We start from the raw sequence: 13,799 nt of genomic DNA, 5'->3' as shown, positions 1-13,799 counted from the left end.
TCTTATTCTTAATGATTCTCAAATTGCTGAGCTCTCCATCTCCAATACCTTCTTCTGAAACTTTTATATTGTTTATCAAGCACAGGATCATTTCTAAAACTCTGTCCATTCCCTTTTAATCCATGCAAAACATCACTGTACTTATTATGCCAGCTTTCAGGTATCTCTAGCATAGTGCCAGGCTCTTCTTGAATTAAGTGATGTAAATTTATTTGCGTGCCATCTTTAGCAAACGGAGCATTACCATTTTTCATAAGTTGAAGATTCGTAAGGCCTTTACGATTTTTTTGATTAAGATCAATATCTTTCATTGTATATACCCTACGGCTTACATCTCTAGGCTCTCCTTTAACTTTTACCTTACCGTCTATTTCGTATGCTTCATATTTTTCTTTATTTAACCAAGGGACATCTACTTTCTGACCTGTAAATGGCTTTCTTGTTTCATCTAATTTCTTTGCATTGGTCAAAAGTTCATTTTTAAGGTTTTGGCTGTCAACCACATTGTATGGTACATTATCGGCTAGAGCAAGCTTATACTTAGGATTATACGGAAGCAAATCTGGAATCTTGACGTCCTTAATTCTCTTCCCTGCCTGCCCTACCTTGTTTATGACCTTGCCTGCTGCATCTGCTTTGTTAATGGCTCCTGCACCTTTGGTTCCAAAAACAGCTACAGCCACTGAACCAACAGCATATGTCACCCATCTTGATCTGGAGTAAGCATCTCCGTTCACCATATCTTTTTGATACGATTCCTCGATTGCTGCCGAAACAGCATCATATGTTTTAACAGGATGAAGTACTGCATTCCCCAGTGCTGACAAGGTTTCTCCCGGATCGGTTATGAAGTCCCATAAACCGGTTACCGTGTCTTTCCCGACATCATAAAGACCGAGGCCAGCTCCCTTTAATATATCCCAAGTCACCTCTCCGGCTTCTTCCATCTGTTTTGCTTGTTCAAGCTGGATCACATATTGCTGCTGGGAAGGTTCAAGGTTTTCATAGCCGATCTTCTTCGCGATTTCCAAATACTCATCCGGATCAGTTACTCCGTCAGCGAGCTTTTTCTTCAGTTCCTTGATCTCCCGCTCTTTCGCTTCTTCCTTCTTAAACGTTAAATATGTGTCTGAGTGTTTTGCAATCTCGCCTTTTTTCTTATGTATGTCACTTTCTCTGTACGCCTTGGCGTTATAGTGAAGTGGTGTTGCATTTTTCCCCTTACCCGTGGCATTTTGGAGCTGTTGAAAATCTGCTTGAATGAAATGTTCGTTTGCCTCGGTTTCTGCGTATTCCTTCGTTAGATCATGATCGAGCTTTCCGAGCTTGTGTATGGTATTGTCCCGTTTCTTGTCTGCTGAATCCAGCTTTTGATCGACATCCTCTGTAGAGAAAACATCTAGATGAATGATATCACTTATCTCATTAAGAATATCCCTCATTTCATTACGTTGCTCTTGCATGATGGCTTTTGATTTATTCTTCGCATGAATCAACTCATGTTCTAAAAATGACTCTTCCACAAACGAATCGGACAGTCCCGCATCAGCTACTTTTCCTGAAATACTGTTAAGAAAAGCAATCTTCATATCTATTAGGTCAAGCCAGCTGTCAGTAACCCCTGCGTGATCTTGGAAAAAGGCTTTAATGTTGTCAGCACCTTTGCCTGAAAACTCACTGTCATCTAGATCAGCCATTCCTTGAAATGCTTTTCTGAGATTAATAAATTGTTTTCTAATCTGATCGTATTCTTTTGCTCGTTTCTCCGCAGCTGAGATTAACGAGGATGCTTCAAATACTTTCATATCTGTCCCCTTTCCACTTAATCTTATCTAAATTTTACCATACTTTTAGGTTCTTCGATTTTCAAAATCAGATGTTTACCTAAAATTAAATTTACAATCTTTGGTTTTATAATTATAATTAGGAAGGTTTGTCCGATATAGAGACAGAACAAACAATTTGGGGGAATTACATTGAAGAAATGGTTATTAGGTATTGGCGCATTATCTCTAAGCTTTTCTTTGGCTGCGTGTGGATCTGATTCTGCTTCTACAGATAAAACAGATTCAGATAAAGCTAAAACAACGCAGCAAGAAGAAAAGGATGCAAAAGAGACAAAGGCAGACACTCAATCAAATGACAAAAATGAAAAAGCCGAAAATGCTTCAAAGAAGGATTCGTCGGATAAAAAGGCGTCTGACAGTAAGAAAAAGCTAGTCGATGTAACACTTAACAGAACGGTTGATGGAGACACGATTAAAGTTAACTATAAAGGCGAAATTAAAACTGTTCGTTACTTGCTTGTTGACACTCCCGAGACTAAGAAACCGAACTCTTGCGTACAACCATATGGTGAAGATGCTTCGGCACGAAATAAACAGCTAGTTAACAAGGGCAAGCTTCAACTGGAGTTTGATAAAGGAGATCGTACAGACAAGTATGGCAGAATGTTGGCTTACGTTTATGCAGATGGCAAATCAGTACAAGAAACACTGCTTAAAGAAGGATTAGCACGAGTAGCTTATGTATATGAGCCAAACACGAAGTATTTAGACACGTATAAGAAAGATGAGCAAGCTGCGAAAGATAAAGACTTGAAGATTTGGAGTAAGAATGGATATGCGACTGATAAAGGATTTAATGGCTGCGTAACGAAACCGAAGAAATCAGTAAGTGTATCTAAGCCGGCTCAAAAGTCAGTTACAACACACCAATCCGAGACACATAAATCGAGCTCAAGCGGTTCAGCATCAAGTAGCTCTTCTAACTCTGCACAAGCCTCCCCTTCTGCTGGAGGAACAGAACACTTTGCAAACTGCACAGAGCTGAGAAAGAAATATCCGCATGGAGTACCAAGCACTCACCCTGCCTATACATCTAAAATGGATCGCGACAATGACAACTTTGCATGTGAGAAGAATTAATCATTTTGAAGCCCTCTGAGGCTTCTTTTTTATTTGGGTATATTCTATCTAAATAAAAAACCACAGAGCGCTGTGAGGGACTCTGTGGTCTATAGTGGCTGTTAAACCCCTATGATACATCAATTAGAATACTTTAAATTAGATTAATAAGCAAGCTGATCTAAAAATGTTTCGTTAAAATGAGGATTTTATCAGAACTTTTCTTTTAAAGATAGCATCATCTCTGTCTCTTCTTCAGAATTTAGGCTGTTGTCTTTACCCAGATATACAAAACGAATTTCCAGTTTAATTCTTATTCTGATTTTTAAACGCCAAGTGTTTGATTCCTTGATCCTTAAAAACTTGACGGATATAGGGAGGTGAATAATCATATTTCCGGCCAATTTCTTTTAGGCTCATTTTTTTGTTGAAATGCAGATCGTAAAGTAGATCAAAGTCCTTTGCTCTTCTCCTCTTTGACAATTCAGAATAAGAAAGCTTGTCCACTTTCTTCGCCTTAAAAAGATTCAAAATGCTCCAGTCTGGAATATTAAGCTCCTTTGATATTTCCCCCACCGTTTTAAGTTCATCAAAATGAAGTCTTTTTATTTGTTCAAGCTTATCTGAGTACTGTTGCCATTGGTATGTGTAATTGCTCTCTGGTCTAGGGATATCAATCTTAGTAGTGACATAAAAGTTAAAACCTTGTTCTTGACAAGCGTATCAATCGCCTCTTTACCGAAATCCTTTTCTCCGCCCCTTGCAAGTGAGTATGCTTCATCAATGAATAAAATGCCCCCGAGCGATTTTTTAATCAGATCTCTCGTTTTTTGCGCCGTGTGTCCGATGTATTCACCGACCAGATCGGCACGTTCCGCTTCGATCAGATGTCCTTTGGAAAGCACGTTCATTTCGAAGAAAAGCTTGCCGATCAGTCTCGCGACGGTGGTTTTCCCGGTGCCGGGGTTCCCTTTGAACATCATATGAAGAGCTTGTTTTCCGACTTTCAGCCCTTGTTCGGCCCGTTTTTGGTTGACGAATATCCACGCGTAAATTTCTTTAATGTTGCGTTTCATTTCTTCCATACCCACTAATGTGTTCATTTCTTTTTCAATTTCTTTCAGAATGCTGTGCTTGGCTTCATTTTTTTGCAGGGCGGCCTGATATTCCGCCTCAGCTTCCGCATTTGTCAGCACTTGCTTTTGGCCATTAAGAATGATGTTAATTTGTCCGTTATTTTTATAGGTTACAGCGCGCTCCAACATGCTCACCTCTCTGTTCTCTCTTTATCTTACTCATGATGAAGCGGTTCCGTGACATCCGCCTATCATCATGAGACCCGTTTTCCTCTTTATCTGTCACTTTTTCCGTTCTCTTCGGGAATGATGTTGAATCCTGCGCTTTCCCGAGAAATATTTTTCATTTCTTATTGTATTCAGCAGAAACGGGAGGACAAACCATTTATTTTTATTTTCCGGGAAATGTTGGGTATATTTCTCATTTTTTTTTATGAATGACAGCCGTACAAGCACCATTTGAATATCATCATATGCTGTAATGAGGTGATGGAGAATGGTTAAAATTTTTATAGACCCCGGTCATGGCGGAACTGATTCAGGTGCAACCGGAAACGGACTTCAGGAAAAAGCGGTCACGCTGGAGATCGCGCTGGCTTTGCGCACGATTCTGACGAATGAGTATGAAGGAGTTTCTGTCACGATGAGCAGGACAAGCGATAAGACGGTCAGCCTGACGGAAAGAACGGATGCCGCCAACAGCTGGGGCGCAGATTATTTTTTATCCATTCATATTAACTCAGGAGGCGGAACCGGATTCGAAAGCTATATTTACCCCGGTGTCGGAGCGCCGACCTCGACTTACCAATCAGCCGTCCACACGCAAATGATTCAAGCATCGGGTTTTAATGACCGAGGAAAAAAAACAGCCAACTTCCATGTGCTGCGGGAGACAAGTATGCCGGCGATTTTGACGGAGAATGGTTTTGTTGATACGTCAGCTGATGCAAACAAACTGAAAACAGCCAGTTTTATTGAAAGCCTTGCAAGAGGACATGCCAAGGGCTTGGAGCAAGCTTTCGGTCTAAAAAAAAAGGCTGACTTATATAAAGTGCAAATCGGTGCATTCAAAGTGAAAGCAAATGCTGATGCGCTTGCCGCCGATGCGGTGTCTAAAGGTTTTGACGCGATTGTGCTTCCAAAAGGCGGCTTATTTAAAGTGCAGATCGGCGCATTCTCTTCCAAAGATTACGCTGAAGCGTTGGCCGCGCGGGCCGAAAAAGCCGGATTTGATGCCTTCATTGTGCAAGACTAAATGAAAAAACCCCCGCTCTCCCTTTTTTGGGACGAACGGGGTTTTTTGTTATTGAAGTATATCGGCGACAAACTGAGACCAAGCTTCAAGACGCTGATACACATTTTCCTCTTTCAGTTCGCTCAGTTTCATCCAGCGCCCGGCGATTTGATCTTTTTCTTTCACTTCGACTTGTGCCGCAGACGCTAACTGGAGCGCAGAAAGGATGCCGATATGCACCTTCCCTACATCGTTTTCATCATCATTGATCAGGCCGAGTGTGACAATGTTTTGTTTGTCCTCCTCACGAATGTACAGTTCTTCCGCCAGCTCCCGGTCGGTATTCTGTTTCAGCACTTCCGAAAATGAAGCCGCCCCTTCCATAGGGTTCATGTGTCCGCCGAAGCCGAGAGAAAGCTTATTATGGAGGCGCGATTCCCCTCCGCCGGCGAGCCGTTCATACACAAACACCTCATCATCGCGGCGGATGACGACATACGGAATCGGCTGTTTAAATCGCGGGTCCTCTTCCGCGTCGCCTCTTCTGATTTCAAAAAAATGCGCCTCAATTTGAGCCATAATGTTTACGATACGTTCCTCCTCGCTGTTGACTCCCTGAAATGTCAGCATTTCGTTTTGAAAGACGTCACTCCGCGGTGCAGCCAAAATGATTTCATCCATTTTATTCATGCCCGTTCCTCCTGTCTTACCTCTCCATTCAAGCCAAAAGAGCAGATATTATATCTGCTCTTCATCTTGGCCAAAATAAAAATCTTCGTCCTTAATCGGTTCTACCGTCGCCTTTTTGTAGCCGTTCCCTTTCATGGAGAAGAAATCATGTGATTTTGTTTTGGTGTTTAATCCGTTTAATACGATCGGATTAATATCCTCTTCTTCAAAGTAAGGATCGAACCCTAAGTTCATCAAAGCTTTATTGGCGTTATAGCGGATGAATTTCTTTACATCGTGTGAGAGTCCGACTTGATCGTACAAGTCCTCTGTATATTCAAGCTCATTTTCATATAACTGATTCAGAAGGTCAATCGCAAATTCACGAAGCTCTGCTTTTTTCTCTTCTGTCTGCTTATTATAAATTTCCTGAGCAAGGAGACCGACATACACACCGTGAATCGCTTCGTCACGAAGGATCAGGTTAATGATCTCACCGCTGTGCATCAGTTTTCCTTGTCCGTAGAAATATAACGGATAATAGAAACCGCTGTAGAAAAGGAAGCTTTCTAAGTAAACGGAAGCAACCATCGCTTTAAACAGCGAAATCTCATCGTCTTTTTGGATGGCGCGGTACAGTCCGACGACGGTTTGGGCTTTTTTCTGCAAATATTTATTCTGCTTTACCCATTCAAATACTTCATTAATCGTTTCAGTCGGAGCAAGCGTCATAAAAATATTTGAATATGATTTTGCGTGCACCGCGTTTTCCATCATCGCCATGAAATTAAGAACCGCTTTTCGCTGATGGCCTTCGACGTGCTCGGCCACAATCGGCATGCCCGTATTCCCCTGCTCTGTATCAAGCAGTGTCAGGCCGGCGAGCACCTTCATGTACGTATCCTGCTCATTTTTACCCAAATACTTCCAAGTGAGAAGATCGCCGTTTAATGCGATCTCTTCCGGAAGCCAAAACTGCTTTACGTTTTGGTTGTAAAACATTTGGGTGAAATCATCTTCATGCTTTGACCAGTTTGCTGCGTCATAAATTTTTGTCACTGTAAACTCTCCTTTAATCAAACGACACAAGAAAGACAGCTGTCCTGCCCGGTATCTTTCGTTCTTGCATAGTAAATGGTTTTGATGCCTCTATGGTGGGCATACAGATCAATACGGTTCAGATCACGAGTTGTCATCGTATCTTTCAAAAACAGGGTAAAGCTGATTCCCTGATCGATATGCTGCTGGATTGTCGCGATCATATCCACCACTTTGAACATGTCCATATCATAAGCTTCTTTGTAGAAGAACCAGTTATTAGACGCTAACCCCGGCATCGGGTAATACGTTTTAGAATTTCCGTATGTTCTTTCTTCGATCCGTTCCATGATCGGCATAACGGACGCCGTGCTGGATTGGACGTAGGAAATGGAGCCTGTCGGCGCGATGCACAGTCTGTAGCTGTGGTACATGCCGTTTTCAGCGACAAACGCCTTCAGCTCTTTCCAGTCTTCGATTGTCGGAATGTGCATGCCTTCAAAGAGCGCAGCGATTTTTTCGTATGCCGGTGAGAACTCTTTTTCGATATATTTATTGAAATATTCTCCCGTTGCATAAGTGGAGCCTTCATAATGCTCAAACGTTTCGCCTTTTTCTTTCGCAAGCTCAGCTGAACGCTGAATGGAATAAAAGTTCACCATCATAAAGAACGTATTCGCGAAATCTCTTGCTTCCGGGCTTTCATACGCGATGCCGTTTTGGGCCAGGTAGCCGTGAAGGTTCATGGCGCCTAAACCGATGGACTTCATCGCTTTGTTCGCGCGTCTGACTGCCGGCGCGTTGCGGATATCCGTCGTCTCAGATACATGAGTCAGGGAATCCGTCGCGAGTTTCACCGTGCGCTCAATCGATTTATGTTTCATGACATTCAAAATATTTAAGGAACCAAGGTTGCAGGAAATGTCCAAGCCGATTTCGTCTTCTTCATCATAATCTGTGTAAGCCGATACCTGTGACGCCTGAAGCACTTCAGAGCAAAGGTTCGAGAATTTCACTTTTGATACGTGGTTATTCGCGTGCTCTTTGTTTACGTTGTCCTGGAACATAATGTACGGATAACCTGACTCGGAACGGAGAACGGCAAGCTTTTCAAGCAATTTGCGCGCATTCACTTTTTCTTTTTTGACACGCGGGTTGTCGACAAGCTCCTCATACATCGCCGTCATGTCCATTTCGTCCATATGCTGGCCGTATTCTTTATAAATCGTATGCGGATAGAATACATAAGCCGCTTTGTCCTCACGTGCAAGCTCAACGAACTTATCCGGAATGACGACACCGATAGAAAGCGTCTTGACGCGCACATCTTCATCCGCAGAAATCTTTTTCGTATCAAGAAAATCATTGATATCGCGGTGGAAAATGTTTAAATACGCCGCGCCCGAGCCTTGTCTCTGTCCCATTTGGTCAGCGTAACGGAACGCATTATCAAGAAGCTTCATGACGCCTACAACGCCTTTTGTGGCGTTTTCAACATCTTTAATCGCTTCGCCTTTCGCGCGAAGCTTGGACAGGTTAAGAGAAACCCCGCCGCCCAATTTGGACAGCTGCATGGAAATATCGATCGCCCGTGAAATATCGTTTAAGGAATCATTGACTTCGAGCAAGAAGCAGCTCACCAGTTCTCCGCGGCGTTTTCTGCCGGCATTCAAAAATGTCGGTGTACTCGGCTGATATTCCTGGTTGATCATCAGGTTTACATATTCTTTTGCTTTCTCAGTATCGCCGTTTGCGAAGAACAGCGCGACGATTGAGATTCGGTCCTCATAACGCTCGAGGATTCTTTTCTTGTCATTCGTTTTCAAAGCATAGTCATTATAAAATTTAAACGCACTCATGAAGGAAGGAAAACGAAACTTCTTTGCGTAAGCTGTCTTAAACACTTCTTTAATGTCTTCAAAAGAGTAAAGGCTTAAGAATTCCTCTTCGTAGTATTGGTTTTCAATCAAATAATCCAGCTTCTCTTTTAAATCGTGAAAGTAAACTGTGTTTTGATTGATATAGTCAACAAAATAGCTATGTACAGCCTCTTTATCTTTATCAAACTGGAATTTTCCATCTTGTTGGATCATGATTTCGTTATTTAACTGGATCCATTTTGGCACTTGATTTTGTGACAACTCTTTCTACCTCCTGAGTAAACAATTCAACGTCTTTAGATGTGCCGCTGAGTTCAAATTTGTGCAAGATCGGCACCTGATATTGTCTCGAAATGGTATCGGCGCTTTTTGCAAAGTTATCGCCCCATACTTTGTTGCCGCTCGCAGCGACTCCTAATAAGAGATGGGCGTATTTTTCGAGAAATGATTGTGTTGATGCCGGTACCTGGCCGAAGTTTGTCGTGTAGGTGACCAAAACAAACGGAGTGTCCACGTGGTCCGTTTCGTCCACCTTGCGGATCAGCTGAAAGTCTGTTTTATTCACAAAACGCTGAACATTCCCTGTCTTTGAATCAAATATGATTTGAACCATCCTTATCACGACCTATCAAAAATAATGAATCTCTTAACACTATATATAGTATACTAACCTCTCAGAAAAACACAACATATTGAGATCAATTTATAAAAAATTCATATTTTTGAAAGAGCCGACTTTGGCTCTGGCCCGATTAACGCCCAAAAAAGAGAGCAGAACGAGAATCATCTCTCATCCTACTCAAGGTGTCATGTGTAAGCCGATGTCTATCATAACATGAAAAAAAACTGCTTAGTAGTCTAGACTTTTATTCTTATTTTTTGTAAGAATCACATTTTTTTTCGCTTTCAACGGTTTCTTCAATCTCCACATCAGCACCGATTTCTTTCAGTACGGCTTTCAGAGCGCTTGTGATGGAAGCCTCTCTGATCAGTTCTTTGCCGTCAACGATGATGCTGGTTCCATATTCATAGCAGGAATCATCTTCACAAGTTTCTTCCCAATGGTTGATTATCACCTTGTGTTTCAATCGTCTCACCCTCTGCATGATCAATGTCAGTACTTAGTGTAGCTTGTGCGGCCCGCTTTGTAAATTCGAACGCTTGTGAAATTTATTCAAGCTCATCCAGCGCCGTTTCTTTTTTCAGTTCGATTTTATTCGTTTTTTCATCATAGCGGTATATTTTTAAGTAACCGTCCTCAACGATGCCGAAACGATTATGTTCCAGCTGCACCATGCCTTCTGTCTGCGGTTCGGTATCCGTTGAGCCGCCGTCATCATCCGTCACCACAGTCTCATGATTGCTGCAAGCTCCAAACAGCAAAAAAACAGCGATCCAAACGAGCGTAATCCTGATTCTTCTCAGTTCATTTTCACTTTCGAACACGATTTTCCGAACCCCCTTTTATGTTTCCGATATACAGCCTGCAATATACAGATGCGCATAGAAAAAGACCATTGTTCATGGTCTTTTTCAAAAAGTCTATTCAAGCTCAAGCTGGACGTTTTTTTGCGGGGCGAACGTGGAGATGGCATGTTTATAAATAAGCTGCTGCTTCCCCTCCGTTTCGAGCAAAACGGTAAAGTTGTCAAAGCCTTTTACCTGGCCGCGAAGCTGGAAGCCGTTGAGTAAAAACACCGTGACGAACGTATTGTCTTTTCGGATTTGATTCAAAAACTGATCTTGAATATTAATCGGTTTCATGTTTCGTCCTCCTTGGTTCTCAATACAATACTGTTTCGATTAAATTTCCAGTTTTCCTGCTATGCACTCGAAAATTTCCTTTTTTTTCTGCTCAATATCAACAGGCGGCGTCATATCTGTCCATGAAACGGGCATTTTATTGCGAAACCAGGTCAGCTGGCGTTTCGCATATCGCCTAGAATTTTGTTTTAATTGCTCAACAGCCTGAGGGAGCGGCACTTTTCCATCAAGATATTCATACAGCTCTTTATAGCCGATCGCCTGAATCGATTGGCTGTCCCGGATATTCATATCATACAGCCGCTTTACTTCGTCAAGAAGGCCGGTTTCCAGCATCAGGTCAACGCGCTCGTTAATCCGGCCGTACAGCACTTCTCTGTCCATTGTAAGACCGATAAGAACCGCATTGTAAAGCAGCTCCCGTTTTTGGGTTTTAAGATGCTCTGACATTGTTTTTCCCGATACATGCAAGATTTCGAGCGCGCGGATGACTCTTCGCGTATTGTTTTGATGAATAGCTGCCGCCGCTTCCGGGTCGGCTGCCGCAAGCTTGGCATGAAGCGCTTCCGCCCCTTCTTCAGCCGCCAATTTCTCCATGCGCTCCCGGAATACAGGGTCGCCGGAGTTTTCCGTGAACGTATAGTCATACAGCACGGACTGAATGTACAGACCCGTCCCTCCGACAATCATCGGCAGCTTTCCTCTATCGGCAATCTCGGTGATTTTTCCCCTCACCATTTTTTGATAATCCGCCGTTGAAAAAGTGTCGGACGGCTCCAAAATATCAATCAGGTGATGCGGCACGCCTTCTGTCTCTTCTTCGGTGACTTTGGCCGTTCCGATGTCCATCCCTTTATATACCTGCATGGAATCTCCGCTGATGATTTCCGCATTCAGCATTTTCGCGAGTCCGATGCTTAGTTTTGTTTTTCCGACTGCCGTCGGTCCGACGAGTATGACGACAGGCTGTTTTTTATTTTTCAATATGTATCACTCTCTTTTATAAATCTCCCCCTAATTATAGCATTCATTTCTTCAGGCACCTATCCATTTTGCCCTTTTTCCTGAGCGCTAAACGTCGCTACCACCCGATCGGCTCGTTTCCGACAACCTCTCTCGTTTTTCCTTTGAGTGTATGGCGGTGCGTTTTCCGTCCTTCCTCCCGCGGATCGTAAACGACGCCGCCGTGCTGGATCTGAATCGGCTCATTGTAGGCGGCAAAGGTGGTCTCTGAAAGCTCATGGTAATGTGTTCCGTCAACCCTCGGGATGGCAGGGCCGGAAATGCCGTAATACCTATGAAAATGGCCGTTTTCAAACGAGGTGATGCCCGTATAGAAATGTGTATGCTCATCTGTATTGCTGCCGTTTTCCGGCTGCGAAAAGCCTTCAATCAAATGGTAATGCCCCTGCACTACATCCGTAACCGCCCGGTATGCGTGTGTGTGCGGAGGTTTTTTTGACCAATCGGACTGATACAGGCCCACAAAAGCTCACTCCTTTATTTTTTGATAAACGCCCAATCAAAAATTGGTGGGCTGAATACTCTGTTATCATCTCAAATTTATTCTTGGAGGTACCTTAATTATGAATGAAGAATACGCATACGCAGTAGATAGTGATATGAGACAGTTCGGGCGGCCTGGATTTGGGTTCGGACGTCCCGGATTTGGGTTTGGACGGCCGGGCTTCGGCTTCGGGCGTCCCGGATTCGGATTTGGATTCGGACGGCCGGGTTTCGGATTTGGCCGGCCTTGGTTTGGTTATGGATTCGGACGGCCGTTTGGTTTTTACGGCGGACCGTTTTTCGGAGGGCTTGTCGGGGGGCTTGTCGGGAGCGCTTTATTCAATCCGTACTTGTACGGGGGTTACGGCTACGGCTATCCGTATTACTATTGACGAATCAAAAAGGTTCCTCCTCGGGGGCCTTTTTGTATAGGCCTAATGTCTTGACTTGGCGGACAAAGTTCGGATATTATTTTATTTTACTGCCTTAAACAAAAGGCATAACGATTATGATGAGAGGGGGATTTGATATGATTCTGGGTTATATCTTCCTCACAATTGCTATTTTATCAGAGTCAATCGGCGCGGCCATGCTGAAGGTCTCCCGCGGATTTACGCGGTTTTTGCCGAGCGCGCTTGTAGTGGCAGGCTATTCATTGGCCTTTTATATGCTTTCACTGACACTGAAACTCATTCCGCTTAGCTTATCCTATGCAACATGGAGCGGAGCAGGAACGGTGCTCGCATCCATTATCGGAGCGAAATGGTTTCATGAAAAACTGGACAAGCAGGCCGTCATCGGACTCTTTTTCTTATTGGCCGGTGTCATTTTGATGAATTGGTAGAAAGGAGAGGCATGCTGATGAAAGGATTACTTTGCTTGGCATTAGCCATTGTATCAGAAGTGTTCGGGAGCACGATGCTGAAGCTGTCGGACGGTTTTACGCACCTGTGGCCCGCTCTCGGCGTCATTGCCGGAATCGGAGCCTCTTTTATGTTTTTGAGCTTCTCTTTGAAAAGCCTTGATTTATCCGCCGCATACGCGACATGGTCAGGTGTCGGCACCGCTTTAACGGCAATTGTCGGCTTTTTTGTTTTTAAGGAGGCCATGACAGTCAAAATGATGATCGGGCTTGTTTTGGTCATCACGGGCGTCATCCTGCTGAACCGTTCCAAGTCTCAAAAAGCTAAAAAAAATCAAACGGCCCGGAGCTGACCGTTTGAACTCGTCAAGCGCGGGCAGCTTTTACTTCAACCTCAAGCTCCATCTCCACGTTTCCTTGGACCGCTCGTGAAATCATACATGAGGACTCCGCTTTTTGCGCTAACTTCCTGGCGAGCGTAAAGTCCGTTTCGGCTGCATCCGGCTTTAATAATATAAACGGGCGGTGAATGATTTTCTGGTACGTGAACACACCGTTCGTGACGTCTACAATTCCTTCAGATTCCATATGTAGATCTTCTTTATCCAGGCCGCTTCTTTCCATCATCGCCGCAAGCGTTATAATATAACAGGTCGCGGCCGCTCCAAGCAGCATTTCATCAGGATTTGTGCCTTCTCCGGGTCCGTCCATTTCCTTAGGAATGGACACAGCCGTTTCCAGCCGGCCGCTTTTAATATCGCCGACGTCATTGCGATTTCCGGGCCAATTTGCTTTTAAATAAAAGTGATGTTTTGCCAAGGGACAAACCTCCTTTTTTTCAGTTTACTCATCTTTCACACGTTT

16 protein-coding genes and 1 pseudogene are annotated in these 13,799 nt (G+C 43.5%); 5 read left to right on the top strand and 12 right to left on the bottom strand.

The window, feature by feature from the left end:
- Positions 1-8: 8 nt before the first annotated feature.
- Positions 9-1,805 (bottom strand): T7SS effector LXG polymorphic toxin, encoded by a 1,797-nt coding sequence (locus NYE42_RS08855; RefSeq protein WP_352426910.1) that lies wholly within the window; start codon positions 1,803-1,805, stop codon positions 9-11.
- A gap of 171 nt (positions 1,806-1,976) precedes the next feature.
- On the opposite strand from NYE42_RS08855, the gene NYE42_RS08850 reads away from it, so the two are divergent.
- Entirely contained in the window at positions 1,977-2,927 is a 951-nt protein-coding gene (locus tag NYE42_RS08850; protein WP_352426909.1) for a thermonuclease family protein, read from the top strand.
- A 686-nt stretch (positions 2,928-3,613) separates the two neighbouring features.
- Here the strand turns inward: NYE42_RS08850 and NYE42_RS08845 are convergent.
- Positions 3,614-4,171: pseudogene (locus NYE42_RS08845) on the bottom strand (AAA family ATPase); the annotation flags it as partial.
- A gap of 307 nt (positions 4,172-4,478) precedes the next feature.
- Between NYE42_RS08845 and NYE42_RS08840 the strand changes: the two are divergent.
- Positions 4,479-5,237, top strand: a complete 759-nt coding sequence (locus NYE42_RS08840; protein ID WP_144664670.1) for an N-acetylmuramoyl-L-alanine amidase — start codon at positions 4,479-4,481, stop codon at positions 5,235-5,237.
- 48 nt (positions 5,238-5,285) lie between these two features.
- On the opposite strand, the gene NYE42_RS08835 is transcribed toward NYE42_RS08840, so the two are convergent.
- The 9 genes from NYE42_RS08835 to NYE42_RS08795 all read right to left on the bottom strand — a co-directional run bounded on the left by NYE42_RS08835 (position 5,286) and on the right by NYE42_RS08795 (position 12,053).
- Positions 5,286-5,906, bottom strand: coding sequence for a hypothetical protein (locus NYE42_RS08835; RefSeq protein WP_053104414.1), 621 nt, complete (start codon positions 5,904-5,906; stop codon positions 5,286-5,288).
- A 48-nt stretch (positions 5,907-5,954) separates the two neighbouring features.
- Entirely contained in the window at positions 5,955-6,944 is a 990-nt protein-coding gene (nrdF, locus tag NYE42_RS08830) for a class 1b ribonucleoside-diphosphate reductase subunit beta (protein ID WP_199022533.1), read from the bottom strand.
- 17 nt (positions 6,945-6,961) lie between these two features.
- Positions 6,962-9,064 carry a class 1b ribonucleoside-diphosphate reductase subunit alpha gene (gene nrdE, locus NYE42_RS08825; RefSeq protein WP_007611605.1) on the bottom strand — a complete coding sequence of 701 codons (2,103 nt, stop codon included), beginning with the start codon at positions 9,062-9,064 and terminating at the stop codon, positions 6,962-6,964.
- Positions 9,024-9,416: a class Ib ribonucleoside-diphosphate reductase assembly flavoprotein NrdI gene (gene nrdI, locus NYE42_RS08820; RefSeq protein ID WP_003154061.1), complete on the bottom strand. Its 393-nt coding sequence runs from the start codon at positions 9,414-9,416 to the stop codon at positions 9,024-9,026. Before nrdI ends, nrdE begins: the two co-directional genes overlap by 41 nt.
- Positions 9,417-9,675: 259 nt before the next feature.
- A complete protein-coding gene (locus NYE42_RS08815) occupies positions 9,676-9,891 on the bottom strand; it encodes a hypothetical protein (protein WP_003154062.1) in 216 nt (71 codons plus the stop codon).
- 82 nt (positions 9,892-9,973) lie between these two features.
- Entirely contained in the window at positions 9,974-10,249 is a 276-nt protein-coding gene (locus tag NYE42_RS08810) for a YmzC family protein (protein WP_007611597.1), read from the bottom strand.
- Between the two features lie 96 nt (positions 10,250-10,345).
- On the bottom strand, positions 10,346-10,567 hold the full coding sequence (gene hfq, locus NYE42_RS08805; RefSeq protein WP_003154064.1) for an RNA chaperone Hfq: 222 nt from the start codon (positions 10,565-10,567) through the stop codon (positions 10,346-10,348).
- Between the two features lie 39 nt (positions 10,568-10,606).
- Complete coding sequence (miaA, locus tag NYE42_RS08800) at positions 10,607-11,551, bottom strand: tRNA (adenosine(37)-N6)-dimethylallyltransferase MiaA (protein ID WP_007410375.1); 945 nt, start codon at positions 11,549-11,551, stop codon at positions 10,607-10,609.
- A gap of 97 nt (positions 11,552-11,648) precedes the next feature.
- Entirely contained in the window at positions 11,649-12,053 is a 405-nt protein-coding gene (locus tag NYE42_RS08795; RefSeq protein ID WP_014417831.1) for a YmaF family protein, read from the bottom strand.
- 100 nt (positions 12,054-12,153) lie between these two features.
- Between NYE42_RS08795 and NYE42_RS08790 the strand changes: the two genes are divergently transcribed.
- The 3 genes from NYE42_RS08790 (at position 12,154) to NYE42_RS08780 (ending at position 13,288) form a co-directional block, all read left to right on the top strand.
- Positions 12,154-12,465 carry a hypothetical protein gene (locus tag NYE42_RS08790; RefSeq protein ID WP_094032454.1) on the top strand — a complete coding sequence of 104 codons (312 nt, stop codon included), beginning with the start codon at positions 12,154-12,156 and terminating at the stop codon, positions 12,463-12,465.
- A gap of 137 nt (positions 12,466-12,602) precedes the next feature.
- A complete protein-coding gene (locus NYE42_RS08785) occupies positions 12,603-12,917 on the top strand; it encodes a multidrug efflux SMR transporter (protein ID WP_144464317.1) in 315 nt (104 codons plus the stop codon).
- 17 nt (positions 12,918-12,934) lie between these two features.
- Complete coding sequence (locus NYE42_RS08780) at positions 12,935-13,288, top strand: multidrug efflux SMR transporter (RefSeq protein ID WP_007410379.1); 354 nt, start codon at positions 12,935-12,937, stop codon at positions 13,286-13,288.
- Positions 13,289-13,301: 13 nt separating this feature from the next.
- Here NYE42_RS08780 and NYE42_RS08775 read toward each other — a convergent pair whose 3' ends face one another.
- A complete protein-coding gene (locus NYE42_RS08775) occupies positions 13,302-13,754 on the bottom strand; it encodes an OsmC family protein (RefSeq protein WP_014305039.1) in 453 nt (150 codons plus the stop codon).
- Between the last annotated feature and the right edge of the window lie 45 nt (positions 13,755-13,799).

Source organism: Bacillus sp. FSL K6-2865, assembly GCF_040311405.1.
Taxonomy (GTDB): Bacteria; Bacillota; Bacilli; order Bacillales; family Bacillaceae; genus Bacillus; species Bacillus velezensis.
Note: the sequence above shows the minus strand (reverse complement) of the source record. Positions and strands in the feature narration are given on the sequence as shown.